Origin of the sequence: Roseomonas gilardii, assembly GCF_001941945.1 — a bacterium.
GTDB lineage: Bacteria > Pseudomonadota > Alphaproteobacteria > Acetobacterales > Acetobacteraceae > Roseomonas.
Window position 1 is genome coordinate 589,359 of record NZ_CP015583.1, and the last position, 25,997, is coordinate 615,355.

Below are 25,997 nucleotides of genomic sequence, written 5' to 3' on the forward strand. Positions count from 1 at the left end.
CCGCCATGCCCGCCCGCAAGATGATCAGCATGGGCCTGTCGATGCGCTATCTCGGCTACCATGCCGCGGCCTGGCGCCACCCGCAGGTCGATCCGGGCGGGGCCTCGGACTTCTCCCACTTCCTGAACGTCGCACGGCTCGCCGAGGCCGCGAAGTTCGACATGGTCTTCCTGGCCGACGGCATCGGCATCCGCGCGAAGGACGAGCCGCCGGGCTCGCTGTGCCGCTCCGCGCAGACGGCGGAGCTGGAGCCGCTGACCCTGCTTTCCGCGCTGGCGCCGATGACCACGCATATCGGCCTCGTCGCCACGGCCTCCACCACCTACAACGAGCCGTACCACATCGCCCGGAAATACGCCTCGCTGGACCGGATCAGCGGCGGCCGCGCGGGCTGGAACATCGTCACCTCCTGGTCGGATGCGGAGGCGCAGAACTTCAACCGCGACCAGCACCTGGACTACGGCACGCGCTACGAGCGCGCCGCCGAGTTCGTCGAGGTGGTGAAGGGGCTCTGGGATTCCTGGGATGCCGATGCGCTGGTCCGCGACAAGGAGAGCGGCGTCTTCTTCGACACGGCGAAGCTGCATGTGCTGAACCACCAGGGCAAGCACTTCAAGGTGAAGGGGCCGCTCAGCGTGGCGCGCAGCCCGCAGGCGCGTCCCGTCCTGGTCCAGGCCGGGGCCTCCGAGGCGGGCATGGAGATCGGGGCGGAGAGCGCCGAGGTCATCTATGCCGTGCCGCACGAGATCGACACCGGCCGCAGCTACTACCGCGACCTCAAGGAGCGCGCCGCGCGCAAGGGGCGGGACCCGGAGGGGATGAAGATCCTCCCGGGCATCACCCCCTTCATCGGGGCGACCGAGGCCGAGGCGCGCGAGAAATACGACCTGCTGAACGCGCTGGTCGCGCCGGAGCTGGGGCTATCCTACCTCTATGGCCAGATGGGCGACCTGTCCGCCTATCCGCTGGACGGCCCGGTGCCGGAGCCGAACGACCCCAAGGTCCGCAGCATCGCGAAGAACCTGCTGAAGCTGGCGCAGCGCGACAACCTCACCATCCGCCAGCTCTACACCACCATCGCGGCGGGCTTCGGCTCGCGCATCCTGATCGGCACGGCGCGGCAGATCGCCGACGAGATGGAGGCCTGGGTGGAGGCGGAGGCGGCGGACGGCTTCAACATCTGCCCGGCCGCCCTGCCGGTGGGGCTGGAGGATTTCGCGGCGCAGGTGGTGCCGGAACTGCAGCGGCGCGGGATGTTCCGCACGGAATACGCCGCCCGCACCCTGCGCGGGAACCTGGGCGTGCCCGTGCCGGCGAGCCGCCATGGCGGGGCGGTCGTCCCGGAGCGCTGAGCCGGGCCTTTTACCTGCCGCCGTCCCGGGGGGAGCGTCGTCGCTCCGGGACGGCGGCGGGCCAGCCGGTCAGAGGATGCTCTGGCCGGTCTTCTTCCAGTCGGCCATGAAGCCTTCCAGGCCCTTGTCGGTCAGCGGGTGCTTGACCAGGGCGCGGATGACGCTGGGCGGCAGGGTGGCGACATGGGCGCCGAGCTTGGCGCACTGGAGCAGGTGGACCGGGTGGCGGACGGAGGCGGCCAGGACCTCGGTCTTGAGGTGCGGGTAGGCCTTGTAGATCTGCATGATGTCGGCGATCAGCTGCATCCCGTCCTGGCCGGTGTCGTCGAGGCGGCCGATGAAGGGGCTGACGAAGGTGGCGCCGGCCTTCGCCGCCAGCAGGGCCTGCACGGCGGAGAAGCACAGGGTCACGTTGACCATGACGCCGTCGTTCACCATATGTTTGCAGGCGCGCAGACCGGCTTCGGTGAGCGGCAGCTTGATGACGACGTTGGACGCGATCTTCCGGAGGACCTCGCCCTCCCGCATCATGCCGTCATAATCCAGCGCCGTGACCTCGGCCGAGACGGGGCCGGGGGTGATGTCGCAGATCTCGGCGATGATGTCGCGCATCGGCCGGTTGGCCTTGGCGATCAGGGAAGGGTTGGTGGTGACACCGTCGAGCAGGCCGGTTTCGGCCAGGGAGCGGATCTCGGAGACATCCGCGGTGTCGACGAAGAATTTCATGGGTCACGATCCCGTTCTGGTTGTGCAGGCATAGCCCATGGCGGCCCCCCGCAGAAAGCCTGACCAGCATAGGCCGGTTGGACCCGTCCGCCCACGTGTGAAGGTGCTGCTGCCCCTGCCGCTGGACGGTGCCTATGACTATGGGGTGCCGGAGGGCATGGCCGTACCCCCGCCCGGCAGTTTCGTGGAGGTGCCCTTCGGTGGGCGGGAGCTGCGCGGCGTGGTCTGGGACGGGGCACCGGACCCGACGCTGTCGGAAGGCAAGCTGAAGAACCTGCTCGGCACGTTGATCGTGCCGCCGATGACCGGCAGCCTGCGGCGGTTCGTGGACTGGGTGGCCGCCTATACGATGGCGCCGCCCGGCGCGGTGCTGCGCATGGCGATGAGCGTGCCCTCGGCGCTCGACCCGCCGGGGCAGCAGGCGGGGTGGCGGCTGTCCGCGGCGGGGGAGGCGGCGCGGAACGGGGCGCCCGGCTACCGGCTGACCGAGGGGCGGCGGCGGATCCTGGACGTGCTGCTGCCGGGCGAGATCCGTTCGGGCGCCGAGATCGCGGACGAGGCGGGGACCTCGGCCGCCGTGCTGCGGGGGCTGGCGGATCACGGGCTGGTGGAGCCGGCGCTGATGCCGCGCCCGGTGGCCTTTCCCGCGCCCGACCCGGCGCATCCCGGCCCGTCGCTGATGCCGGAGCAGGAGGAGGCGGCCGCCTCGCTGCGGGAGCTGGTGGATTCGCGGCAGTTCGGCGTGACGCTGCTGGCCGGGGTGACGGGCTCGGGCAAGACCGAGGTCTATCTGGACGCGGTGGCGGAGACCCTGCGGCAGGGGCGGCAGGCGCTGGTGCTGCTGCCGGAGATCGCGCTCTCCACCCAGTGGCTGGAGCGGTTCGAGGCGCGCTTCGGCTGCGAGCCGGCGATGTGGCATTCGGAGCTGGGCGGGCGGCGGCGGCGCAACACCTGGCGCGCGGTGGCGGAGGGCGAGGCGAAGGTGCTGGTGGGCGCGCGCTCGGCGCTGTTCCTGCCCTTTCCCGATCTCGGCCTGATCATCGTGGACGAGGAGCACGAGACCGCCTTCAAGCAGGAGGAGGGCGTGATCTACCACGCCCGCGACATGGCGGTGGTGCGGGCGCGCTTCGCCCAGGCGGGCTGCGTGCTGGTCTCCGCCACGCCCTCGCTGGAAACGCTGACCAATGCGGAGACGGGGCGCTACACGGCCCTGAACCTGCCGCGCCGGCACGGGGCGGCGGGGCTGCCCGAGGTCACGGTGCTGGATCTGCGGAAGACGCCGCCGGAACGGGGGCGCTTCATCGCGCCGCCGCTGGTGGCGGCGGTGAACGAGACCCTGGCGCGGGGCGAGCAGGCGATGCTCTTCCTGAACCGCCGCGGCTATGCGCCGCTGACCCTGTGCCGGACCTGCGGCCATCGGATGCGCTGCCCCAACTGCACCGCCTGGCTGGTGGAGCACCGGGCGCAGCGACGGCTGCAATGCCACCACTGCGGCCATACTGAGCCGACCCCGCAATTCTGCCCGGAATGCGGGGCGGAAGGCAGCCTGACCGCCATCGGACCGGGGGTGGAGCGGGTGCAGGAGGAGGCGGCGCTGCTCTTTCCCGAGGCGCGGCGGCTGGTGATGGCCTCGGACACCATCCCCGGCCCGGCCGCCGCCGCCGAGGCGGCGCGGCAGATCGCCGAGCGCGAGGTGGACCTCGTGATCGGCACGCAGATCGTGGCCAAGGGCTGGCACTTCCCGCACCTGACCCTGGTGGGGGTGGTGGATGCCGATCTGGGGCTGGCCGGAGGCGACCTGCGGGCCGCGGAGCGGACGGTGCAGCTTCTCCACCAGGTCTCCGGACGCGCCGGGCGGGCGGAAAGCCCGGGGCGGGTGATGCTGCAATCCTGGGTGCCGGACCATCCGGTGATGATGGCCCTCGTTTCCGGCGACCTGGAGAGTTTCATGGCCGAGGAGGCCGCCGCCCGCCGCCCCGGCGGCTGGCCACCCTTCGGACGGCTGGCGGCGCTGATCGTCAGTTCCGAGGATGAGCGGGCGGCGGACCGCGTGGCGCGCGACTTGGGCCTTTCCGCCCCGGGCGGCGAGGGGGTGCAGGTGCTGGGTCCGGCCCCGGCGCCGCTCGCCCTGTTGCGCGGACGGCATCGGCGGCGGCTGCTGCTGAAGGCACGGCGCGACGTGGCGGTGCAGCCGCTGCTCTGGGACTGGCTGGGGCGGGTCGAGGTGCCGGCCTCGGTGCGAATCCAGGTGGATGTGGACCCGGTGAGCTTTCTCTGAGCGGAAATGCCGCCGGGGGCCTGAACCCGCCCGCGCCGGAGGGATTTGCGGTTGAAGCGGCGTGCCGCGTTGCGATATGTGGTCCCGCACGCGGGCAGCGGTGTCCGGGATCGAGGCGGCTTGGCCCTGGCCTGCCGGCGCGGCCCTTCCTGACGGGCGCTTCCGGCTTTCCCGGTGGGTCCCGTCCCTCCGATATGCGTCTCCACCGAACCGCCTGGCCGTGCCGGGCGGGTCAGAGCAGGCCCCCGGCCCGGCATGTTGGGGTCCCCACATCCCAGGAGGTTTCGGCGCGCGCCCGGCGCGTGCCTGACTTTCGCGAACCAGCGGAGTGATCCAATGGCCGACACGCGCAACCTTCCCGCCGATGCACCGGGGGCGAAGGGCCCTGGCAACGCCTCCGCAGTACCCTTTGCCCTGGCCATCACCCTGTCGATGGCCGTGGTGGGCTTCCTGTGCGGCTACGGCACCGGGGCCGTTTCCGGCGACCCGTCATGGATCGCGGCGGAAGCCGGCCCGGACCACCGGATGCGGGGTGCGGTGGCCGCCCTCCTTTCTCTGCTGGCCCTGAGCGGCGCCTTCGGCACCGGTTGGGTGTGGGGGCGGATGACGGGGCGGCGCGGCGTGGCGGAGGATGGTGGGGAGGTTCCGGCTGAGGACGAGGCCAACGCCCCTGGCCTGTCCGGCCCGGCGGCCCCCTGGGGCCGGGCCGGTTCGGGCGTTCCCGCAGTGGCCCTGGGTGGCAGCGGCCTTTCGCTTCCGCCCCGTCACTGAGGGCGCATCGCCGGGGACGCGTCACCGGGGAAGGATAGGGAGGCCCGGCGGCCGCCCTGGTTCCTTCCGGCCATCGGGAAAGGCGCCCCCGGGCGAGCCCCCGGGGACGCTGGCTTCCGTTCAGACGTCGATGGGGAAGGTGCCGCGCCAGTCGCGGATCGTCTCGTGCGGGGTATCCTTCTCGCGCTCTTCGGGCGGGAGGTCCTCGATCGGGTCCACGACCGGGCCGGTCACGCCCGTATGGGAGGCGGGATCGGAAGCGGGAAAGCTCTCCTCGACCGTCTCGTCCAGCTTCTCCTCCCTCTCCCGCCGGGACGGGTCCTTCTCGGTTCCGCTCATGGCGCATGCTCCTCGGGTTATGGGGCCATGCGAATCAATCGCCGCAATGGGCGAGAAGTTACACGCGGGAAAGTTGCGCTGCCGGATTCGCGATTCCGGCCGCGGCGCCCGGCCGGAAGGGGGCCGGAACGGGGCGCGGGCGGTTTCCCCTGGCCCGAAAGACGCCACGGCGACATCATGGTGTCGCAAAGCGGGGTCAGAACCCCCCGGAAACGCCCTCGCCCAGTTGCCGCAACGGCTTGCCATATGTTAAGGCGCCCGCGCTGCAAGAGGGTTTCCCTCGGCGCGCGCCCGGCTTCTCGGCCGTGGCTCAACTCACGATACGGGAACTCACGTGGCCTCTGACGCGACCACCGTCTCGCCCGACGCGCCCCGCGCTACCGGACTCGCGCAACGCTACGCGCAGGCGCTCCTGGACCTTGCCCGGGAACGCCGCTCGGTGGACCAGGTCGCGGCGGATATGGAAGCCCTCCAGGCGCTGTGGCGCGACGACGCGCCGTTCCGCGCCTTCGTCTCGGACCCCCGGCTGGACGCCGCGCAGCAACGCAAGGGCGCCTTCGCGGTGCTGGAGCGCGCCGGCGTCTCCGGGGACGTCCGCAACCTCGTCGGGGTGCTGGTGAACAACCGCCGCCTCGCCCAGCTGCCGGAAGTGGCCGCCGCCTTCGCCCTGCTGCTCGCCGAGAGCCGGGGCCAGCAGACGGCCGAGGTCACGACCGCCCATCCGCTGAACGACACCCAGCGGAACCAGATCGCGGCCCGCCTGACCGAGGCGGGCTATTCCAACGTCCGGCTGGTCGAGCGCCTCGACCCGTCCATCCTCGGTGGGATGATCCTCAAGATCGGCTCCCGCCTCTACGACACATCCATCAAGTCCAGGCTGCAGCGCCTGAGCTACGCCATGAAGGGGGCCGCCTGAACATGGACATCCGTCCCGCCGAGATCTCCGAGATCCTCAAGAAGCAGATCGCCGGCTTCGATTCCGAGGCGAACGTTTCCGAGGTCGGCACCGTGCTGACCATCGGCGACGGCATCGCCCGGGTCTATGGCCTGCAGAACGTCATGGCCGGCGAGCTGGTGGAGTTCCCCGGCGCCGGCGTGAAGGGCATGGCCCTGAACCTCGAATCCGACAATGTCGGCATCGTGGTGCTGGGCGATGACAGCGCGATCCGCGAAGGCGACACCGTTTCCCGCACCGGCACCATCGTGGACGTGCCGGTGGGCAAGGGCCTGCTGGGCCGCGTGGTCGATGGCCTGGGCAATCCCATCGACGGCAAGGGTCCGATCCAGTTCACCGAGCGCCGGCTGGCCGAGGTGAAGGCGCCGGGCATCATCCCGCGCAAGTCGGTGCACGAGCCGATGCAGACGGGCATCAAGGCCATCGACGCCCTGATCCCGATCGGCCGCGGCCAGCGCGAGCTGGTGATCGGTGACCGCCAGACCGGCAAGTCCGCCGTGCTGATCGACACCATCCTGAACCAGAAGCCGGTCAACCAGAGCACCGACGAGAGCAAGAAGCTCTACTGCATCTACGTCGCGATCGGGCAGAAGCGCTCCACCGTGGCGCAGCTCGTGCGCACGCTGGAGGAGCAGGGCGCGATGGAGTATTCCATCGTGGTCGCCGCCACCGCCTCCGACCCGGCTCCGCTGCAGTTCCTGGCGCCCTACTCCGCCTGCGCCATGGGCGAGTATTTCCGCGACAACGGCATGCATGCGCTGATCATCTATGATGATCTGTCGAAGCAGGCCGTGGCCTATCGCCAGATGTCGCTGCTGCTGCGCCGTCCGCCGGGACGCGAGGCCTATCCGGGCGACGTGTTCTACCTGCACTCGCGCCTGCTTGAGCGCGCCGCGAAGATGAACGACGATTTCGGCGCGGGCTCGCTGACCGCCCTGCCGGTCATCGAGACGCAGGCGGGCGACGTGTCGGCCTATATCCCGACCAATGTGATCTCGATCACCGACGGCCAGATCTTCCTGGAGACCGAGCTGTTCTACAAGGGCATCCGCCCGGCCGTGAATGTCGGCCTGTCGGTGTCCCGCGTGGGCTCGGCGGCGCAGATCAAGGCGATGAAGCAGGTGGCGGGCAAGATCAAGCTCGACCTCGCCCAGTACCGTGAGATGGCGGCCTTCTCGCAGTTCGCCTCGGACCTCGACGCCTCCACCCAGGCCCTGCTGGCCCGTGGCGCGCGCCTGACCGAGCTGCTGAAGCAGCCGCAGTTCTCGCCGATGCCGGTGGAGGAGCAGGTGGTGTCGATCTTCGCCGGCACGCGCGGCTACCTGGACCGGATCGAGGTGAACAAGGTCACCAGCTTCGAGGCGCGGATGCTGTCCGAGCTGAAGGCGGCGCAGCCCGGTATCCTGGAGGCCATCCGCACGGAAGGCGCGATCTCCAAGGAGACCGAGAACAAGCTGACGGCCTTCCTCGACGGCTTCGCCAAGTCCTTCTCCTGACGCGCCTGTAAGAGGAGGAAGCAAGGCCGATGGCGAATCTCAAGGCCCTGCGGGCGCGCATCGCGTCGGTGAAGTCGACCCGTAAGATCACGCAGGCCATGAAGATGGTCGCCGCGGCCAAGCTGCGCCGCGCGCAGCAGCAGGCCGAGGCGGCGCGCCCCTATGCCGAGCGGATGGAGCGCATGCTGTCCTCCCTCGGCGGGGCGGTGGCGGGCAGCCCCGACGCGCCGAAGATGCTGGTGGGCACCGGGCGCGAACAGGTGCACCTGCTGATCGTGGTGACGGGCGAGCGTGGCCTAGCCGGTGCCTTCAACACCAATGCGGGGCGCTTCGCGCGCAACCGCATCCGGGAGCTGGAGGCCAAGGGCAAGACCGTGAAAGTGATCACGGTCGGCCGCAAGGGCGCCACCTATCTGCGCCGCGACTTCGGCAGCCGCTTCGTCGAGGAGGTCTCCTATGCCCAGGTCAAACGCCTGAGCTTCGAGCAGGCCGACGCGGTGGCGGCGAAGGTGACGGCGATGCTGGAGGCCGGCGAGTTCGATGTGTGCTCGCTGATCTACAATCGCTTCCAGTCGGTGATCGCCCAGGTCCCGTCCGAGCAGCAGCTGATCCCGGCCAAGGTCCCGGCGCCCCAGGGCGGCGAGGCCGTGGCGGCGAGCAGCGACGGTGCGCTCTACGAGTTCGAGCCGGGCGAGGAGGAGCTGCTGGAGCAGCTCCTGCCGAAGAACCTGTCCATCCAGGTCTATCGTGCGCTGCTGGAATCCGCCGCCGGCTTCTACGGCGCGCAGATGAACGCGATGGACAACGCCACGCGCAACGCGGGCGACATGATCAACAAGCTGACGCTGAGCTACAACCGCACGCGTCAGGCCAACATCACCACGGAGCTGATCGAGATCATCTCCGGCGCCTCGGCCGTCTGATGCGGTCGCGAAGCGTGAATCGCATCAGCTGAAAAGCCTTGGGGAAAGCAGGACATGAAGAACAACGTCGGTAAGGTCACCCAGGTGCTGGGCGCCGTGGTGGACGTGCAGTTCCCCTCGGAGCTGCCCTATATCCTGAACGCGCTGACCACCAAGGTCGGCGACCGCACCCTGGTGCTGGAAGTCGCCCAGGAACTGGGCGAGCGCACGGTGCGCTGCATCGCCATGGACACCACGGACGGCCTCGTCCGCGGCACCGAGGTGGTGGACACGGGCAAGGGCATCGTGGTGCCGGTCGGCGAGGGCACGCTGGGCCGCATCCTGAACGTGATCGGCGAGCCGATCGACGAGCGGGGCCCGGTGCCGCACCAGAAGTCCTATCCGATCCACCGCGAGGCCCCGGCCTTCTCCGAGCAGGCGACGGCGGCCGAGATCCTGGTGACGGGCATCAAGGTCATCGACCTGCTGGCGCCCTATTCCAAGGGTGGCAAGATTGGCCTGTTCGGCGGCGCCGGCGTGGGCAAGACGGTCACCATCCAGGAGCTGATCAACAACATCGCCAAGGGCCATGGCGGCGTGTCGGTCTTCGCCGGCGTGGGCGAGCGCACCCGCGAGGGCAACGACCTCTATCACGAGATGATCGACGCGGGCGTCATCAAGCTCAACGAGGGCAACACCGACGGCTCCAAGGTGGCGCTGGTCTATGGCCAGATGAACGAGCCGCCGGGCGCGCGTGCCCGCGTGGCGCTGTCGGGCCTGTCCATGGCGGAGTATTTCCGCGATGAGCAGGGCCAGGACGTGCTCTTCTTCATCGACAACATCTTCCGCTTCACCCAGGCGGGCGCCGAGGTCTCGGCGCTGCTGGGCCGCATCCCCTCCGCGGTGGGCTACCAGCCGACGCTGGCCACCGACATGGGGCAGCTGCAGGAGCGGATCACCTCGACCAAGAAGGGCTCGATCACCTCGGTGCAGGCCATCTACGTGCCGGCCGACGACCTGACCGACCCGGCGCCGGCCACGTCCTTCGCCCACCTGGACGCGACGACGGTGCTGAACCGCTCGATCGCCGAGCTGGGCATCTTCCCGGCCGTGGACCCGCTGGACTCCACCTCCCGCGCGCTCGATCCGCGCGTGGTGGGCGAGGAGCACTACCGCGTCGCCCGCGAGGTGCAGCGCGTGCTGCAGACCTACAAGTCCCTGCAGGACATCATCGCCATCCTGGGCATGGACGAGCTGTCGGAGGAGGACAAGCTGATCGTGGCGCGCGCGCGCAAGATCCAGCGCTTCCTGAGCCAGCCCTTCCACGTGGCCGAGGTCTTCACCGGCACGCCGGGCGTGTTCGTGAAGCTGGAGGACACGATCCGCTCCTTCGCCGGCATCGTGGAAGGCAAGTACGACCACCTGCCGGAGGCCGCCTTCTACATGGTCGGCACCATCGAGGAAGCCGTGAAGAAGGCCGAGGGCCTGAAGCAGGCGGCCTGATCCCATGGCCGACACCTTCAACCTCGAACTGGTGAGCCCGGAGAAGCTCCTGCTCTCCCGCCCGGTGGAGATGGTCACCATCCCCGCCTGGGAGGGCGAGATGGGCATCCTGCCGAAGCACGCCCCGATGATCGTCGCCCTGCGGGGCGGTCTCATCAAGGTGCGCGAAGGCGGTCGGGACACGGAAAGCCTCTTCGTGGCCGGCGGCTTCGCGGAGATCACGCCGGACCGCGTGACGGTGCTGGCCGACGAGGCCACTCCGGTCGCGGAACTGTCGCGCGCCGAGGCGGAGAGCCGCCTGACACAGGCCGAGGCGGAGCTGAATGCCGCCGCGGCCGAGAGCGAAGCGCTGCGCGAGAAGGCCTATGGCCGCGTTCTCGCCGCCCGCGCCATGCGGGACGCCGCCACCGCGGCCTGAATCCTGCCGGCAGGGAGGCTCCCTTGAAGGAAGCCTCCCTGCCCCCGGGGCCCCGGACGGCCCCTGTCGCCCACGGGAGCGCATCCCGTTCCGGAAATGGATGTTCTGCCGGACCCCCGTGACCCTGGTGGAGATGCCGGGCATCACGCTGGAGGACCTGCGCGACGGGACCCATCCCACCGATGCCGGCTACGCCAAGATCGCGCAGTACTGGTACGGCGCGATCTTGGCGCAGTACGCCGATACGGGCGGTACGCCGGGCGGCACCGCCCATGCCATCGCCGGAACCATCCAGTCGCTCACCGGCGGGGGCGCCAATGGCCTGTTGATCGGCAACAGCGGCGCCAATCGTCTTGAGGGCGGTGGCGGCAATGACCGGCTGGAGGGCGGCGGCGGCGCCGATGTGCTGGTCGGCGGGGCCGGGGCGGACCAGTTCGTCATCCAGGCGGCGGCGGGCAGCGTCACCATCGCCGACTACAACCCGACCCAGGGTGATGTCCTGCGCTTCGAGGGGATCGGTGGGCTGGCCCGCTTCTCCGACCTGGCGGCGCATGCCAGCGTCAGCAACGGGGACACGGTGATCGACCTGACAGGGCTGAATGCGCCTTCCGTTCGGCTCGTGGGATTCACCGGCAGCCTGACGGCGGCCAGCGCGGCGGTCGTACCCCTGCTATCCGAAGCTGTGGCCCCGGCGCATACGCTGACGCTGCGAATGTCCGAGGCGGCCTGGCAGGGCGACGCGCAGTTCACCGTGTCGCTGGACGGGACACAGCTCGGCGGCGTCTATACCGCCACGGTCTCCCATGCCGCGGGGGCGGTGCAGGATTTCGCCTTCGGAGGTGATTACGCGACCGGCGCGCACACGGTGTCGATCCGTTTCCTGAACGACACCTATGGTGGCACACCGCAGACCGACCGGGACCTGTATGTGGATGCGATCCTGATGGATGGCGTCCAGCAGACCAAGGCTGCGACGGCCATCACCTGGAACCATACGGTGGACTTCGCCGTCACGGTCGCGGACCACGCCGCCCTGGCCTGAGGCGCCACGCCCCGTTCACGATGCCGCTGGCTGGCGCCGGATCGGAGCCTGCATGCTTGTGTGGCGGGCGGGGACGGATACAACCCTGAGAGGCGATCGCGATCATGGATTCGCGCCTGCCATGGGGCCTGTTCCGCCCTGGCCTGCCATCATCCGAGATTGCACGGGGCTCCCATGAGGCGTTGGCCTATCGATCCGAGGGGGCGAGGCTGCCCCGTTCCGGCAGGTCTTTCCCACCGCCGGGGCGTCCTTGCCGCGGCGCTGGCGGGGGCAGGCGTGGTGGCGGCCCCGGTGAGTGCGTCGCTCGCCCAGAAACCCGACCCAGGATTGGGCGAGATCGCCCGGTCGCGGGGCTTCGGCTATGGCGCCGCCGCACAGTCCACGATGCTGCGCGACAATCCGGATTATGCCCGCGCCTATCGCACCGAATGCGCCCTGCTGGTGCCGGAATACGAGGGCAAGTGGGGCACGGTGCAGCCCCAGGAAGGGAAGTTCGACTTCGGCCCGCTCGATGCGATGAGCGCCTGGGCGCAGCGGGAAGGCCAGGTGATGCGCGGCCACGCGCTGATCTGGCATCAGGCCATGCCCGACTGGCTGGTGAAGGCGCTGAGCGAGGGGCCGCAGCGGGCGCGTGCCGTGATGGAGGCGCATTTCACCGCCGTGCTGGAGCATACGCGCGGGACCATGCGGGACTGGGACGTGGTGAACGAGGTGCTCGCCGATCCGCCGGGCAGCGACACGCCACAGGCCACGGGGGATCTGCGCGACACACCCTGGCTGCGGGCGCTGGGCCCGTCCTATATCGAGCTGGCACTGCGGCTGGCGCGGGAGCGCGACCCGACGCTGCGGATCACCCTGAACGAGTACGGGGTGGAGGAAGAGGCGCCGCACTGTCTGGAGAAGCGGCGCCGGCTTCTGACCCTGGTGCGGCAACTCCGCCGCGCGGGTGCGCCGCTGGATGTGGTGGGGATGCAGGCGCATCTCCAGATGGACCGGCCCTTCAGCGCCCCGTCCTTCACGGCCTTCTGCAGGGAACTGGCCGGGGAGGGGGTACAGCTCCTCGTCACCGAACTGGATGTGCGGGAATCGTGGAAGGTGCCCGATGGCTATCCCGCGCGGGACGCCCTGGTCGCGGCTCGGGTGAAGGAATTCGCCGGGGCGGCACTGGCCGGGGGGGTGAAGACCATCCTGACCTGGGGGCTGATCGACCGCTATTCCTGGCTGGTCTCCGACCCCGGCGTGGCGCGCAAGGACGGGCTGAAGCATCGCGGCCTTCCACTGGACTGGGAAGGGAGCCGCAAGCCTTTCTGGAACGCGCTGGCGGAAGCATTCCAGGGAGCGTAGCGCCCCGGTTCGCGACGTTCCGCCGGTTTTCGTTACGGTTCGATTCCAGATTCCGGGCCGGTTTCCCGGTCTGGCCCGCCGGGGAGAGGCGCCGCCTCTCCCGGACCCTCTCCGCTGGGGACCGAAGCCGGTCCCCAGACCCCGGGCTTTCGTGGGCGCCTGTGGATGCCGTCGGCTTGGCGCGTGATCCCTGAGCGCAGGTGGATCGGCGGGGCTCCCGAAAAAGAAGAGCACCTTGTCCGCGCTGGTGGCATCGGCGGTCGCCGGAGAGCTTGGCTCTCCGGCGCGATCCGGCGTCAGCGAGGGCCGGCGAATGGGGTCCAGGGAGCGAAGCGTCCTGGCGGATAGGGGGTCCGGGGGACAAGGCGGAGCCTTTCCCCCCGGGATGGGGCAACGCCAGCCCAGGATCAGCCAGCGAAGCGGGCGAAGGCGCTGGTCAGGGCCTCGTAGATCGGGCGCTTGAAGGGGACGGCGAGACCGGGGAGTTCCTCCAGCCTGGCCCAGCGCCAGGCGTCGAACTCCTGATGGGCATCGGCGTCCAGGCGGATGTCGGAATCCTGGCCGGTGAAGCGCAGGGCGAACCAGCGCTGTTCCTGTCCGCGCCAGCGGCCGCCCCAGATCTTGCCGATCAGGTGTTCCGGCAGATCGTAGCGCAGCCACTCATCATGCTCGGCCAGGATCTCGGCCTTGTCGGTGCCGATCTCCTCGGCCAGTTCGCGCAGCACGGCCTGGCGCGGCTCCTCGCCCTCGTCCAGCCCGCCCTGGGGGAGCTGCCAGGCGCCGGCCGCCGCTTCCCCATGCGGCTGGTCCGCCCGGCGCGCCACCAGCACCCGCCCCTGGGCATTGAAGAGCACGGCGCCGACATTGGGGCGGTAGGGCAGGTCGCTCATCGCGCGGCGGTTTCCTTCTGCGGGATCTCGGGGCGGCGGAGGATAGCGGTGACCGGCGCCAGCACGATCCCCCGCTGTTCCAGCCCCGTCGCCCAGCTTGTAATACGGTCCAGCAGCACGGGCGAGGCATCGCCCGCCACGCCGAGGGCCGATCCCCATTCCTTGGCGACGCGTTCGAGCTCCTGCAGGCGGCGCTCCACGCCCTCCCGCGTCGCGGGCTCGTCGATCACCACATCGGCGGTGCGGCCCCAGGCGCGGTTGCTGTTGGTCGCTTCGGGCCTCGGGTCGAGATAGAGCAGGCCGCGGTCGCGCAGCACGTCCTGCACCCCGGCCAGTAGTTCCGGTGCCTGGGCGAAGCGTTCGCCGCGCATGCCGCCCAGGGCGCCGACCGCGCCGACATAGCCCTGCAGCCGGGTCAGCACCCAGCGCAGCCGCTCCGCGTTCTCGGCGGCCGGAAGCGTCGTGAGGAGGGCGCGGGGCCCCGGATCGTTGGAGGGATAGCCGGCCGGTTCCATGGGCATGGCCACCAGCATCTCCATCCCCCGGGCGCGGGCGCGGTTCAGCAGGGGCTGAAGGTTCTGGGCATAGGGGCTGAAGGCGAGGCCGGTCGTGGGCGGCAGGCGGCGGATGGCCTCGTCGCTCAGCCCCGCATGCAGGCCCAGGCCGCCGACCACGATGGCGATGCGCGGCCGCTTCTCGGCACGCGGGAAGGCGCGGCCATAGGCGCGGATCGAGGTCCGGCCATCCGGCGCCACGCGGGGCAGGGCGCCCAGGTGGGTGGCCTCCAGCAGTTGCGGGTCGGGCGGCGGGATCGGACCCGGCTGCCCCTGGTTCTGCTGGGAGGCCGGGTCCTGAAGGTCGGTCAGCGTGGCGGCCGGCGGGGCGGAGGCGGCCTGGGCGCCCGCCACGAGGGCGGCCGGCGCATCCGGAGCGGAGCCCGTGGCGGGGGTGGAGGGCTGCGGGGCGGCCTCCCGGTTCGCCTCCAGGGAGGCTTCCTGCGGCGGCGGCGGGCCGAGATAGGCGAGCGTGCCCAGGCCCAGCAGGGTGGCGGTCAGGACGAGGCCCCAGAAGCGTCTCAGCCAGGTCCAGCCATCGCTCCATTCGCTGGCTTCCGGGCCGCCAGCCACCGCCTCGCGCATGGTTTCCGTCCGTTCGCCCTCGCCCGGAAGGCCAGGATGCCGTGAGACATCCGGGCCGGTCCGGGGCAGATTTTTGGCTTTCCACGGCGGATCATCTGCCGCGGTCTCTCTTTTTGAGAGTATCCTCAACAATGAGGGCATTTCCAGGCAAGTCCGCCGGTTTCCAGAATTTTATGGAACGCGTGTCGTTTATGCCCGGTAAACGACCCCGTCGAGACAGCCGGAAGTTGCAAGAATGGCAGCCCTTGTGGGCACGCCGGGGCAATAGCGCACCGTCGCCGGGGCGGCGGGTTGCGGACGGATCATGAGGGCGAAAAGGCGTCGCGGACCTGGCCCCGGCCCTGCCCGGCCGGTCGGGCGGGGTGCCCGATCCTGCCGGCCTGCCCCGTCCGTGGACGGAGCCATGTCAGCGCGTCAGCGGCTGGCGCGCCGCTGCGCCGGGGCCTGCTGCGGTGCCGTGGCCATGCCGCGCACCAGGACCAGGGCCTGCTGGAGCTGGAAATCCGTCTCCGGCTTGGTCGGGTCGAAGGCGGGGGCGCCCTCGGGCGGCGTGTGCTGGATGCGGTCGAGCAGGCTCTGAGGCAGGTTCAGCGGCGGCAGGGGCACGACCGGGGTGGCAGCGGAGCCGTCGGGGTGCTTGAGCGCGTGGCGGAGATCGGCCTCGCGGTCCCGCTGGGCAGCGTCCACGCGCTGGCCGAGCACCTCCACATCCGGCTCGATCCCGGTGGCCTGGATGGAGCGGCCGGAGGGGGTGTAGTAGCGCGCCGTGGTCAGCCGGATGGCACCGTTGCCCGGCAGCGGCATGACCGTCTGCACCGAGCCCTTGCCGAAGGACTTCACGCCCAGCACCACGGCGCGGCGGTGATCCTGCAGCGCGCCGGCCACGATCTCGCTGGCCGAGGCGGAGCCGCCATTGATCAGCACCACGACCGGCAGGCCGTTGGTGATGTCGCCGGCGCGGGCGTTCCAGCGCTGCGCGTCCTCGGGGCGGCGGCCGCGGGTGGAAACGATCTCGCCCTGGTCGATCAGGTCGTCGCTGACCTGGATCGCCTGGTCGAGCAGCCCGCCGGGGTTGTTGCGCAGGTCGAGGATCAGGCCCTTGAGCCCGTTCGGTGCCTGGGTCTTGAGCTGCTGGAAGGTCTTGCGCAGGCCGGGATCGGTCTGCTCGTTGAAGGAGGTGAGGCGGATATAGGCGATGTCGTTGCCTTCGAGCCGGGCGCGGACCACCTGCGGGCGGATCACCTCCCGGGTCAGGCTCAGGTCGATCGGCGTGGTCACGCCTTCCCGCCGGATGGTCAGGCGGATGGAGGAGCCGCGCTCGCCGCGCATCTGCTCCACCGCGTCCTGCAGGCTCATGCCCTGGACGGAAGTGCCGTTGAGGTTGGTGATCAGGTCGCCGGGCTTGATGCCGGCGCGCTGGGCGGGCGTGTCGTCGATCGGGGAGATGACCTTGACGTAGCCGCCCTCCTGCGTGACCTCGATGCCGAGGCCGCCGAACTCGCCGCGCGTCTGCACCTGCATGTCGCGGAAGTTCTTCGCGTTCATGTAGGAGCTGTGCGGGTCGAGCCCCTGCAGCATGCCGTTGATGGCGTTCTCGATCGCGTCGCGGTCGTTGACGGGATCGACATAGTCGGCCCGCACCCGCTCGAACACGTCGCCGAAGAGGTTGAGAAGCCGGTAGGTGTCGGCCCGGCCGGAATCCTGCGCGAGCGCCGGCACCACCGTCGAAGTCACCACGGGTCCCGCGACGGCCCCCGCGACAAAGGCCACCGCCACACCCGTTGCTGTCCGGAACTTGCGCCGCATCCGCCCGAGGCTCCCCGAGACAAGGAAAAAATCAGAGAAGGCGCCCGCTATCCCGTGCGGCCATTGCCGGCCAGCCAGGGACGCGGGTCCACCGCCTGTCCCCTGCGCCGGAGTTCGACGTAGAGGCTGGGACGCCCGGAAGAGGGACGCCCCATCTGCCCGACCGCCTCGCCCGCCGAGACTTTCTGCCCCACCCCGGCGTCCAGGCGATCGAGACCAGACAGGACCACATGGTATCCGTCACCGCAATCCATGATCAACAGCAGGCCATAGGAACGAAATGTATCAGCGAAGGCCACCTGCCCGGAGCAGGGGCTGACGACGCGGGCGCCGGGGGGCGTGGACCAGGTCTGGCCGGTGGTGCCGTCGGCGCCGAACTGGGAGATGACGCGGCCGGCCACCGGCAGGGCGCGGCCACGCCCGCGGGGGATGGCGGGGGCGGAGGGCAGGGCGGCGACCTGCTCCTCGTCCTCCCGGTTGCGGCGGGCGGCGCGGCGGGCATCCTCCCGGGCGGCCGCCGCGGCCTGACGGGTGGCCTCCTCCCGGGCGGCTTCCTCGCGGGCGGCCTTCTCCTTCGCCTCGCGCTCGGCCCGGGCGGCGGCCTCGCGCTCCAGCCGGGCGACGGCGCCGCGCAGGTTGCCGGCCCGGGAGGCGAGGCCGGCGGCACGCTGCGCCGCCCGTTCCTCCGCCTGATCGGCCTGCCCGCGCGCGGCATGGGCCTCGGACAGGCTGGCCTCCACCGCCCGGCTGGCGGCGCGGGCGCGGTCGCGGGCCTGGGCGAGACCTTCACGCCGGGCGGCGGCGCGGGCCAGGGCCTGCCCGGTTTCCTCGCGGGCAATGCGGTAGGCGGTCGCTTCCTCGGACAGGCGCCGCCCGAGGCCGCGCAGCACCAGGGCGCCGCGCAGCGCCTCCTCCGGCGGCACGGGCAGGGCGAGCAGCGTCTCGGCCGGCCAGGCGGACATGCGGCGCATCGCGGGCAGGAGCGGCGCCAGCCGGGCCGACTGTTCCCGCAGCGAGGCCTCGGCGGCGGCCACGTCCGCCTGGGCGGCGTCGAGCTGGCTCTGCGCCTCGTCCAGCGCATCCTCGGCCGCGACGGCGCGGCGGCCCAGCTCGGCCCGCTCGGCGGAGAGGCGTTCCTCGTATTCCCGGGCTTCGCGGGAGGCGCGGGCGGCGGCCTCGGCGACGTCCTTCGCCTGCGCCGCCTCCTGTTCAGCCCGGTGCAGGTCCTCGCGGGCGGGTGGGCGCTCGGCCGGCTTGCGGGGCGCGGCGGCGAGGAGCGTGGCGGAGGCGGGCGCCATCAGCAGCGCCAGGGTAGCGGCACGGGTGGCGGCGCGGGCGGCAACCCGCAGCCGGGCCTTCCAGCGGGGCGGGAAAGCGGCCGGGAAGGCGAAAGGAGCGGCCACCGGCATGGCCGCCCGCCGGCCGCCGCCGGGCGGGGCCGGCGGCAGGGGCTCGGGTGGCGCCGGCAATCAGCCCCCGGCCCGGGTCGGTGGCTGGATCAGCGACTGGCCGGTCATCGCCTCCGGCTGCTTCAGCCCGAGGAGCTGCAGCAGGGTCGGCGCCAGGTCGGCCAGCCGGCCCTGGCGCAGCGTGCAGCCCTGCGGGCCGCCGAGCAGGATGACCGGCACCGGGTTGGTGGTGTGGGCGGTGTGTGGCCCGCCCGTGGCGGGGTCGCGCATCAGCTCGGCATTGCCGTGGTCGGCGGTGACGAGCAGGGCGCCGCCCATGTCGCGGATGGCCGAGACGATGCGGGCGAGGCCGGCATCGGCGGCCTCGCAGGCCTTGATGGCGGCGGCGAGGCTGCCCGTATGGCCCACCATGTCGGCATTGGCGAAGTTCAGCAGGATCATGTCGTACTGGCCGGAACGGATCGCGGCCTCGGCCTTCGCGGCCAGCTCCGGCTCCGACATCTCCGGCTGGAGGTCATAGGTGGCGACCTTGGGGGAGGGGACCATGACGCGGTCCTCGCCGGGGAAGGGCTCCTCCTCGCCGCCGTTCATGAAATAGGTGACGTGCGGGTACTTCTCCGTCTCGGCCATGCGGAGCTGCTTCATGCCGGCGGCGGAGACCACGGCGCCCAGGATGTCCTTCATCGACTGCGGCAGGAAGAGCGTGGCGAGGAAACGGTCGAGGTCGGTGGAGTACTGCGTCATGCCGGCGGCGCCGGCCAGCTTCGGCAGGTGCGGGCGGGGAAAGCCGGTGAAGTCCGGATCGAGGATGACGTCCAGGATCTCCCGCACCCGGTCGGCGCGGAAGTTGAAGCAGAGGAGGCCGTCGCCGTCCTTCATCCCCGCATAGCCGCCGATCACGGTAGGGGGGATGAACTCGTCGGTGGTGTTGCCCGCATGGGCGGCGGCGATGGCGGCGGCGGCGGAATCCGCCTTCGGCCCTTCGCCCAGCACCATGGCGTTCCAGGCCTTCTGCACCCGGTCCCAGCGCTTGTCCCGGTCCATGGCGAAATAGCGCCCCGAGACGGAGGCGATGCGGGCGCCCGGCGGCAGTTCCGGCTCGAAGCGCTGGAGGAAATCTACCGAGCCGAGCGGGGTGGTGTCACGGCCATCGGTCCAGACATGCAGCGCGACGGGGATGCCGGCGGCGGCGAAGACCCTGGCCAGCGCGAGGCCGTGGTCCTGGTGGCTGTGCACGCCGCCGGGGGAGAGCAGGCCGCAGAGCTGGAGGGTGCCACCGCTGGCCTTGAGCTTCGCGATCAGGTCGGTGACGGCGGGCAGGGTGGCGATGGAGCCGTCCTCGACCGCCCTGGTGATGCGCGGCAGGTCCTGCATCACGACGCGGCCGGCGCCGATGTTCAGATGGCCGACCTCGGAATTGCCCATCTGCCCGTCCGGCAGGCCGACATCATGGCCCGAGGTCCGCAGGAAGCTGTGCGGGCAATGGGCCCAGAGCTCGTCGAAGCAGGGGGTATGGGCCTGGCGGACCGCGTTGTCGGCGACTTCCTCGCGCCACCCCCAGCCGTCGAGGATCACCAGCATCGCGGGCTTCGGATGGGACATCGGGGCGCTCCTTCCGGTCAGGTTCCGGGGCGAAGGCTTAGAGCAGATCGCGCGCGAACGGTATCCGGGGCAGCGGAAGTTTGGCCCTGGCGGGCGGCAGGGCCGCGCCTCGCCCTGCGGTCCGGCCCGCGTCGGCCACGGGCCGGCTGTGGCGGGGAAGCGGAAGGCGGGCCTTCCGCCGGCCGGACGGGGGAGCGGGCAGGCCGGCTATTTGAGCTGGCTGTCCTTGCTGCCACGGCGGTTGATGCCGATCTGCACCGGGCGGCGGTCGAGCGCCGACTGGCAGGCGATGCAGGTGCGCACGCCGGGCAGGGCGCGGCGGCGCGCTTCGAGGATCGGCTCGTCGCATTCGACGCAATGCGCCGGTCCCTCGCCCTTCGGGATATGGGCGCGGGCGCGCAGCACGCCGTCCGTCACGGTGTCGTCGATCTGGTCCTGGACCGCCCCGTCCGGGGCCCAGCCGCTGGCCATCGGAAATCCTCCTTCGTATGCCCCGGAAATTGGGGGGGAAATGCCTGTTTCCAAGGGGATATGGGCACGGCCTCAGATCTCCGAAGCCTCGGCCGGAACGAGAGGGCGGCCGAAGGCCTCGGCCGCCTCGGCCAGCATGCGCGCCTCCTGCCCGGCATAGCGGGCGGAGAAGTGGAAGGGCTCCAGCCGGCGGACCCGGGCGGCGCGGGCGATCTCCCCGGCGGCGCGGGTGGTGAGGTGGCCGCGCCGGGCGGCCAGGGCGGCGTCCTCGGCGGCGAAGGCGGATTCCAGGAAGAGCAGGTCGGCCTCCCGCGCCAGCCGGGTGACGGTCGCCCGGTTCTCCGGCGTGTCGCCGAGATCGGTGCAATAGCCGATGCGCTGGCCGGGGGTGACGGTGGCGGCCTGACGCAGCAGGCTCAAAGGGAGGGTGCGGGGTTCCTGGCCGCGGGCGAGGATGGGGATCGGATGGTCGTCCGGTGCGTCCTCCTGGATGGCGCGCTTCAGGCCGTTCAGCCAGGGGCCGGTCGGCAGGCCCAGCGCGTCCAGCCGCTCGCGCCACAGATTCACGTGGGACACTTCGCGCAGCAGGTAGCCGAGGCAGGGGGCGCCGTGGTGCGAGAGCAGGGCGGCGCGGATCTCCAGCCGGGGCAGGCGCAGGACGGTGCCATCTTCCGCCACGCCCGCCTCGCTCGGTTCGGCGGCGAAGCCGGTGGACAGGCGGAAGCGCGTGCGGCGCCAGAGCAGCCCGCCGGCGCCGGGGCCGGGATTGGCGGCGACCTCGGTGACCTCGAAGGCCAGATCAGCGGCGTAGAGGCCGGCGAGGTCCCAGCTATAGCCCTGGAGCTTGTGGCCGATGCGGGCGGCGATGCCCTCCGGCCCGACCAGGGCGAAGCGCTTCTCCCGCCCGACGAGGTGGCGGAGCAGCGTGTCGAAGCCGATCAGGTGGTCCATATGGGCATGGGTGACCAGCGCCGCCTCCAGCCGCAGCAGGCGGCGGGGGGAGAGCACGTGCAGGTCGCCCAGGTCGAAGATCAGTGCCCGGCGCTCGAAGGGCAGCTCGACATAGAGGGCGGGGTCGCCGAAGCGGCCGTTCACCAGGAAGGCATGCAGGGCAGGGCGCATCGGTGGCGGCGGGCGTATCAAGACCGCGCGGGCAAGGGAAGCCGGTTTGCGGCGGCGGCCGGTTCCGGCAGCGGGAGGCGGTGGCGCATCCTCCACCGCCCCGGTGGCGTTGCCGGGGGATGCGGAGATGTCGCCAGGAGGATGGGTCCAGGAATGGGCCTTGGGGCAGACCGAGGGGCGGACCTGTGGATGCAATCCGGGGATTCGACCTGGGATGTGCCCGTGCATGAGCTCCGGGCGGCCCGCCTCTCCGGTGGCCGGCCATGACGGGGAGGCACGGCGAGCCGCCGGGACGGCCCGGCCGGCGGGGCGGCGGTGCCTGGCTGCGGCTCTGGCCCCTGGCGCTGCTGCTGGCCGGAGGCGTCCTGGCCTATGCGCTGGGGCTGGGGCAGTACCTCAGCCTGGGAGCGCTGGCGGAGTACCGGGAGGCGCTGGCGGTCTTCATCGAGACACGGCCCCTGCAGGCGGTTCTGATCTACGTGGCGGCCTATGCGCTCTGCACGGCCTGCCTGGTGCCGGGCACCATCCTGACGCTGGCGGGGGGCTTCCTGTTCGGGCGGTGGCTGGGCACCGGGTTGGCGGTGACGGCGGCGACGCTGGGCGGGTCGCTGCTCTTCCTGATCGTGCGCTCGGCGCTGGAGCCGCTGGTCCACCGCCAGATCGGCCCGCTGGTGGAGCGGCTGCGGCCGGCGCTGGAACAGGACGGGTTCTGGTATCTCCTGTCGCTGCGCTTCATGCCGGTGGTGCCCTTCTGGCTGGGCAATGTCGCCCCGGCCATGGTGGGGATGCGGCTGCCGGTCTTCGCCGCCGCCACGGCGCTGGGCATCCTGCCGGCCACGCTGGTCTATGCCTGGATCGGGGCCGGACTGGCGCAGGTCTTCGCGCGCGGTGGGTCGCCCGACCTGTCCGCCGTGCTGTCGCCGCTGGTGGGGCTGCCCTTCCTGGTCCTGGCGGGGCTGGGGCTGCTCACCGGCTGGTGGCGGGCCCGGCGTGGCGGCGACAGGACCGCTGCCAGGGAAGGGGAGGGGAGGACGGGCGCACGCCGGGGGTGGCGGATCAGGCCACGGCGGCGCGGTTCCCGGCCCTGAGGGAAAGGCCGGGGCGGCTGGCCGGGCCTCTGTATCCTGCCGGCAAGGCCGCCTGGCCAAGGAAGGCAGCGAGGAGGGCGGAACGGGCGGGGACTGCCCCTCCCGGGGCGGTGTCAGCCGGGATACGGCGCGAAAAAATGATGCTGCGCCGCGTGGGTTCGCTCCGGTTGCACCGTATCAGGGATGACGCAACCGACCGGTCCCCCTATTCCACCCATGCCCAGCCTCACCCTTTCCGGCCGGATCGAGTCCTCCCTGAGATATTCCCCGTTCCGCCAAGCCGGGTCCGTCGCGAGGGACCAGATCGCCGAGGTTCCGGTCCAGGAGCGGGACCGTAGGACCGCGACGGACGAGACCCTGATCGCCTGGGCGGCGGCGGGGGACCGGCTGGCCTTCGACCATCTCTGCACCCGGCAGTTGCCGCTGCTCTACAGCGCGGCGCTGCGCGTCACCGGCCGCCCGGCCGAGGCCGAGGAGGTGGCGCAGGAGGCGATGCTGCGGGCCTGGCGGGACGCGGCGCGCTTCGATCCCCGCAAGGCGAAGCTGTCCACCTGGCTCTACCGGATCGCCGTGAACCTCGCGATCGACCGCGCCCGGCGCCCGGGCGAGTATCGCGGCACCGCCCCCCTGGAGGAGGCGCTGTGGCAGGCGGACCCGGAGCCGGACCCGGAGGCGGCGCTGGCGGCGCGGCAGGACCGGGCGGCGGTGGCGGCCGCGCTGCGGGAACTGCCGCCCCGGCAGCGGGCGGCGCTGGCACTGGCCTATGACCAGGGCCTGAGCGGAGCCGAGGCCGCGGCGGCGCTGGACGTGACCCCGCGGGCGCTGGAAGGTCTGCTGCGGCGTGGGCGGCTGTTCCTGCTGGCGCGGCTGCGGCGTGGAAAGGAGTGACGGCGATGGAGCTTCGCGATTTCCGCCGACGGCTCGAAATCCATGGAGCCGGGCTCGCGCGCTGGCCGGAGGGTGAGGCCGTGGCGGCCCGGGCGCTGCTGGCCGGTTCCGCCGAGGCTCGGGGGATACTGGCCGAGGCGCTGCGCCTGGATGCGGCGCTGGACGCCACGCCGGGCGGTGCCGCCCTGCCGCCCGACCCGGAGGCCCTGGCCCGGATGCGCGCCGCGGTGGCGGCGCGGGTGGCGCGGATGCCGGCCCCGGCCCTCCAGCCCATAGGGGCGGACGGGCGGCTGCGGGCCTGGGTTCGCCCGCTGCTGCCGGCCGGATGCGGCGCGCTGGCCATGCTGACCGTCTGCGCCGTCTGGCTGGCGATCTCGCCGCCCAGCCTCAGCCTGCCGGGCTCCTCCGGCCTGGACGACGACAACGCCCTGATCTCCGCCACCCAGGTCCTGGCCCTGCTGGATACCGATTCCTGACGATGCGCCTTTCCGTCCCTGTCCTGCTGCGGGCCGCCTTCGGCGCGTCGCTGGCGCTCAACCTCGTGCTCGGCGGGCTGCTGCTGTTCCGCGATCCGGGCGGCGGCGGGCCGCCGGACCCGCGCCGGCTGATCGCCCATATGGAGCGCCTGCTGCAGCCGGGGGACCGCGAGGTCTTCCATGCGCGCATGGAGGCGGGCCGGGAGGCACGCGACGCCGCCCGGCGGCGGCTGCGCGAATCCTTCGCCGATGTGCAGGCCAGCATCGGGCGCGAGCCCTTCGATCCGGCAGCGTTGCAGGCGGCGCTGGCCGCCGCGCGGACCGACGGGGCGGCGTTCAGCCAGAGTTTCGACACGAACCTGGTGCAGGCGATGAGCGCGATCTCGCCGGAAGGGCGGCGCCGGATCGCCGAGGACATGCCCCCCGGTCGCCCCCAGGGGCGACGCGGACGGGGCGGCGACGGCCATGGGCCAGGAGATCGGCCAGGGGATCGGCCAGGGGACCGGGACGATTGAGTGATACCGCTGAGACCAGGGGCATGGCTGTGCGGCCTGCCCAGGGCGTTTCGTGCCCTGCCTCTCGCCATGGCGGGCGCCGGGCGCTGCTGCTGCTCGCCTGTTCCGCCGCCGCGCTGGCCGCCTGCGGGCCGCGGCCGGAGCCGGTGAGCTCCGGCCTCGCCATGCCCGGCCGTTTCCGCGAGGCGGCCGAGACGCCGGCCGTCTGGCCCGATCCGGACTGGTGGAAGGGCTTCGGCTCGCCCGAGCTGGACCGGCTGATGGAGGCCGCGGCGGCAGGGAACTTCGATCTGGCGGCCGCCGAGGCGCAGGTGCGGCAGGCCGATGCGCAGCTTCGGATCACCGGGGCCTCGCTGCTGCCGACGCTGGATGCCAGCGGGGACGCCAACCAGGCGCGATCCGGCGGCTATGGGCGCACGAGCGGCACCACGCGCTCGGTCAAGAGCCTGTCCCTGGCGGCGAGCTACGAGATCGACTTCTGGGGCAAGAACCGCAACGCCACCGAGGCGGCGCGGCAGACCGCGATCGCGCGGCGCTTCAATGTCGGCACGGTCATGATGACCACCCAGGCCTCGCTCGCCGAGACCTACTTCACGGTGCTGGAGGGGCAGGAGGAGCTGCGGACGCAGCTCGACAACCTCGATGCCGCGAACCGGGTGCTGGCGGTGATCCGCGCCCAGGTGGCGGCGGGCACGGCCACGGGGCTGGACCTGGCGCAGCAGGAGACGGTGGTGGCGCAGCAGGAGGCGGCGGTGCCGCCACTGCGCCAGACCATCGGACAGAACATCAACGCCATCGCCACGCTGATCGGGCAGACGCCGGAGAGCTTCAAGGTGACCGGCGGGCGGCTGGACCAGCTTCGCGTGCCGGTGGCGGCGCCGGGCCTGCCGGCGGAGGTGCTGGCGCGGCGGCCGGACGTGTATCTGGCGGAGGCCAACCTCGCCGCGGCCAATGCCGACGTGGCGGCGGCGCGGGCGGCGCTGCTGCCCTCGGTGACGCTGACGGCGCAGGGCGGGTTCCAGACGCTGAACCTGGGCAGTCTGGTGACGCCGGAGGCGGCCTTCTTCACCCTCGCCGCCTCGATCACGCAGAGCCTCTTCGACGGCGGCGCCCTGCGCGGACAGGTCGCGCTGAGCCGGGCGCAGGCGGAGGAGCTGGTGGTGGAGTATCGCCGCGCCATCGTCGCCGCGCTGGTGGATGTGGAGAACGCGCTGATCGCCTTCCGTGAATCGGCGGATCGTGTGACACGGCAGGCGAATGCGGCTGCAAAGGCGCAGCAGGCCTACAATATCTCCGAGGCGCAGCTCCGCGCCGGGACCATCGACCTGATCACCCTGATCAACACGCAGCAGACGCTGTTCTCCGCCCGCACCAGCTTGGTGCAGGCGCGGCTCGCCTATTTCCAGGCCGCGGTGGGCGTGTTCCGCGCCCTGGGCGGCGGCTGGCGCTGAGACGAAAGATCCCC

At 71.6% G+C, this 25,997-nt stretch carries 24 protein-coding genes; 15 read left to right on the top strand and 9 right to left on the bottom strand.

Going from position 1 to position 25,997, the window contains the following annotated elements; genetic code table 11:
- The first annotated feature begins 5 nt into the window (after nucleotides 1–5).
- A complete protein-coding gene (locus tag RGI145_RS02580; RefSeq protein ID WP_075797111.1) occupies nucleotides 6–1,352 on the top strand; it encodes an LLM class flavin-dependent oxidoreductase in 1,347 nt (448 codons plus the stop codon).
- A 69-nt stretch (nucleotides 1,353–1,421) separates the two neighbouring features.
- Here RGI145_RS02580 and fsa read toward each other — a convergent pair whose 3' ends face one another.
- Nucleotides 1,422–2,078: a fructose-6-phosphate aldolase gene (gene fsa, locus RGI145_RS02585; protein ID WP_075797112.1), complete on the bottom strand. Its 657-nt coding sequence runs from the start codon at nucleotides 2,076–2,078 to the stop codon at nucleotides 1,422–1,424.
- Nucleotides 2,079–2,115: 37 nt separating this feature from the next.
- Between fsa and RGI145_RS02590 the strand changes: the two genes are divergently transcribed.
- The gene (locus tag RGI145_RS02590) at nucleotides 2,116–4,356 is read left to right on the top strand and encodes a primosomal protein N' (RefSeq protein ID WP_075797113.1); all 2,241 of its coding nucleotides are present in this window, start codon (nucleotides 2,116–2,118) and stop codon (nucleotides 4,354–4,356) included.
- A gap of 336 nt (nucleotides 4,357–4,692) precedes the next feature.
- Nucleotides 4,693–5,127 carry a hypothetical protein gene (locus tag RGI145_RS02595; RefSeq protein ID WP_075797114.1) on the top strand — a complete coding sequence of 145 codons (435 nt, stop codon included), beginning with the start codon at nucleotides 4,693–4,695 and terminating at the stop codon, nucleotides 5,125–5,127.
- 120 nt (nucleotides 5,128–5,247) lie between these two features.
- Here RGI145_RS02595 and RGI145_RS02600 read toward each other — a convergent pair whose 3' ends face one another.
- On the bottom strand, nucleotides 5,248–5,466 hold the full coding sequence (locus tag RGI145_RS02600; protein WP_037226139.1) for a hypothetical protein: 219 nt from the start codon (nucleotides 5,464–5,466) through the stop codon (nucleotides 5,248–5,250).
- Nucleotides 5,467–5,800: 334 nt separating this feature from the next.
- On the opposite strand from RGI145_RS02600, the gene RGI145_RS02605 reads away from it, so the two are divergent.
- From RGI145_RS02605 to RGI145_RS02635, 7 genes are all read left to right on the top strand, one after another.
- Entirely contained in the window at nucleotides 5,801–6,382 is a 582-nt protein-coding gene (locus tag RGI145_RS02605) for a F0F1 ATP synthase subunit delta (RefSeq protein ID WP_075797115.1), read from the top strand.
- Nucleotides 6,383–6,384: 2 nt separating this feature from the next.
- Nucleotides 6,385–7,917 carry a F0F1 ATP synthase subunit alpha gene (gene atpA, locus RGI145_RS02610; protein WP_075797116.1) on the top strand — a complete coding sequence of 511 codons (1,533 nt, stop codon included), beginning with the start codon at nucleotides 6,385–6,387 and terminating at the stop codon, nucleotides 7,915–7,917.
- A 29-nt stretch (nucleotides 7,918–7,946) separates the two neighbouring features.
- Complete coding sequence (locus tag RGI145_RS02615; protein ID WP_075797117.1) at nucleotides 7,947–8,840, top strand: F0F1 ATP synthase subunit gamma; 894 nt, start codon at nucleotides 7,947–7,949, stop codon at nucleotides 8,838–8,840.
- Between the two features lie 54 nt (nucleotides 8,841–8,894).
- A complete protein-coding gene (atpD, locus tag RGI145_RS02620; protein WP_075797118.1) occupies nucleotides 8,895–10,322 on the top strand; it encodes a F0F1 ATP synthase subunit beta in 1,428 nt (475 codons plus the stop codon).
- A gap of 4 nt (nucleotides 10,323–10,326) precedes the next feature.
- The gene (gene atpC / locus RGI145_RS02625) at nucleotides 10,327–10,740 is read left to right on the top strand and encodes an ATP synthase F1 subunit epsilon (RefSeq protein ID WP_075797119.1); all 414 of its coding nucleotides are present in this window, start codon (nucleotides 10,327–10,329) and stop codon (nucleotides 10,738–10,740) included.
- A gap of 100 nt (nucleotides 10,741–10,840) precedes the next feature.
- A complete protein-coding gene (locus RGI145_RS26100; protein ID WP_075797120.1) occupies nucleotides 10,841–11,782 on the top strand; it encodes a carbohydrate-binding domain-containing protein in 942 nt (313 codons plus the stop codon).
- A gap of 327 nt (nucleotides 11,783–12,109) precedes the next feature.
- Nucleotides 12,110–13,126, top strand: coding sequence for an endo-1,4-beta-xylanase (locus RGI145_RS02635; RefSeq protein ID WP_237183177.1), 1,017 nt, complete (start codon nucleotides 12,110–12,112; stop codon nucleotides 13,124–13,126).
- A gap of 407 nt (nucleotides 13,127–13,533) precedes the next feature.
- Here RGI145_RS02635 and RGI145_RS02640 read toward each other — a convergent pair whose 3' ends face one another.
- The 7 genes from RGI145_RS02640 to RGI145_RS02670 form a co-directional block, all read right to left on the bottom strand.
- Nucleotides 13,534–14,016 (bottom strand): RNA pyrophosphohydrolase, encoded by a 483-nt coding sequence (locus RGI145_RS02640; RefSeq protein WP_075797121.1) that lies wholly within the window; start codon nucleotides 14,014–14,016, stop codon nucleotides 13,534–13,536.
- Nucleotides 14,013–15,155: a divergent polysaccharide deacetylase family protein gene (locus tag RGI145_RS02645; RefSeq protein ID WP_075797122.1), complete on the bottom strand. Its 1,143-nt coding sequence runs from the start codon at nucleotides 15,153–15,155 to the stop codon at nucleotides 14,013–14,015. The genes RGI145_RS02640 and RGI145_RS02645 overlap by 4 nt, the downstream gene beginning before the upstream one ends.
- A gap of 414 nt (nucleotides 15,156–15,569) precedes the next feature.
- The gene (locus RGI145_RS02650; RefSeq protein ID WP_075797123.1) at nucleotides 15,570–16,961 is read right to left on the bottom strand and encodes a S41 family peptidase; all 1,392 of its coding nucleotides are present in this window, start codon (nucleotides 16,959–16,961) and stop codon (nucleotides 15,570–15,572) included.
- 47 nt (nucleotides 16,962–17,008) lie between these two features.
- Nucleotides 17,009–18,370 (bottom strand): murein hydrolase activator EnvC family protein, encoded by a 1,362-nt coding sequence (locus RGI145_RS02655; protein ID WP_156878409.1) that lies wholly within the window; start codon nucleotides 18,368–18,370, stop codon nucleotides 17,009–17,011.
- 60 nt (nucleotides 18,371–18,430) lie between these two features.
- Nucleotides 18,431–19,972, bottom strand: a complete 1,542-nt coding sequence (gene gpmI, locus RGI145_RS02660; protein ID WP_075797125.1) for a 2,3-bisphosphoglycerate-independent phosphoglycerate mutase — start codon at nucleotides 19,970–19,972, stop codon at nucleotides 18,431–18,433.
- Between the two features lie 207 nt (nucleotides 19,973–20,179).
- Nucleotides 20,180–20,443 carry a DksA/TraR family C4-type zinc finger protein gene (locus RGI145_RS02665; RefSeq protein ID WP_075797126.1) on the bottom strand — a complete coding sequence of 88 codons (264 nt, stop codon included), beginning with the start codon at nucleotides 20,441–20,443 and terminating at the stop codon, nucleotides 20,180–20,182.
- A 72-nt stretch (nucleotides 20,444–20,515) separates the two neighbouring features.
- On the bottom strand, nucleotides 20,516–21,565 hold the full coding sequence (locus RGI145_RS02670) for an MBL fold metallo-hydrolase (protein ID WP_075797127.1): 1,050 nt from the start codon (nucleotides 21,563–21,565) through the stop codon (nucleotides 20,516–20,518).
- A gap of 263 nt (nucleotides 21,566–21,828) precedes the next feature.
- Between RGI145_RS02670 and RGI145_RS02675 the strand changes: the two genes are divergently transcribed.
- The 5 genes from RGI145_RS02675 to RGI145_RS02695 all read left to right on the top strand — a co-directional run bounded on the left by RGI145_RS02675 (nucleotide 21,829) and on the right by RGI145_RS02695 (nucleotide 25,983).
- On the top strand, nucleotides 21,829–22,653 hold the full coding sequence (locus RGI145_RS02675; protein ID WP_083670320.1) for a TVP38/TMEM64 family protein: 825 nt from the start codon (nucleotides 21,829–21,831) through the stop codon (nucleotides 22,651–22,653).
- Between the two features lie 216 nt (nucleotides 22,654–22,869).
- Nucleotides 22,870–23,541, top strand: coding sequence for a sigma-70 family RNA polymerase sigma factor (locus tag RGI145_RS02680; RefSeq protein ID WP_075797128.1), 672 nt, complete (start codon nucleotides 22,870–22,872; stop codon nucleotides 23,539–23,541).
- A 5-nt stretch (nucleotides 23,542–23,546) separates the two neighbouring features.
- Nucleotides 23,547–24,017 (top strand): hypothetical protein, encoded by a 471-nt coding sequence (locus RGI145_RS25370; protein WP_075797129.1) that lies wholly within the window; start codon nucleotides 23,547–23,549, stop codon nucleotides 24,015–24,017.
- Between the two features lie 2 nt (nucleotides 24,018–24,019).
- Complete coding sequence (locus RGI145_RS02690) at nucleotides 24,020–24,532, top strand: periplasmic heavy metal sensor (protein ID WP_075797130.1); 513 nt, start codon at nucleotides 24,020–24,022, stop codon at nucleotides 24,530–24,532.
- A 23-nt stretch (nucleotides 24,533–24,555) separates the two neighbouring features.
- Nucleotides 24,556–25,983, top strand: a complete 1,428-nt coding sequence (locus RGI145_RS02695) for an efflux transporter outer membrane subunit (RefSeq protein WP_075797131.1) — start codon at nucleotides 24,556–24,558, stop codon at nucleotides 25,981–25,983.
- Nucleotides 25,984–25,997: the final 14 nt, after the last annotated feature.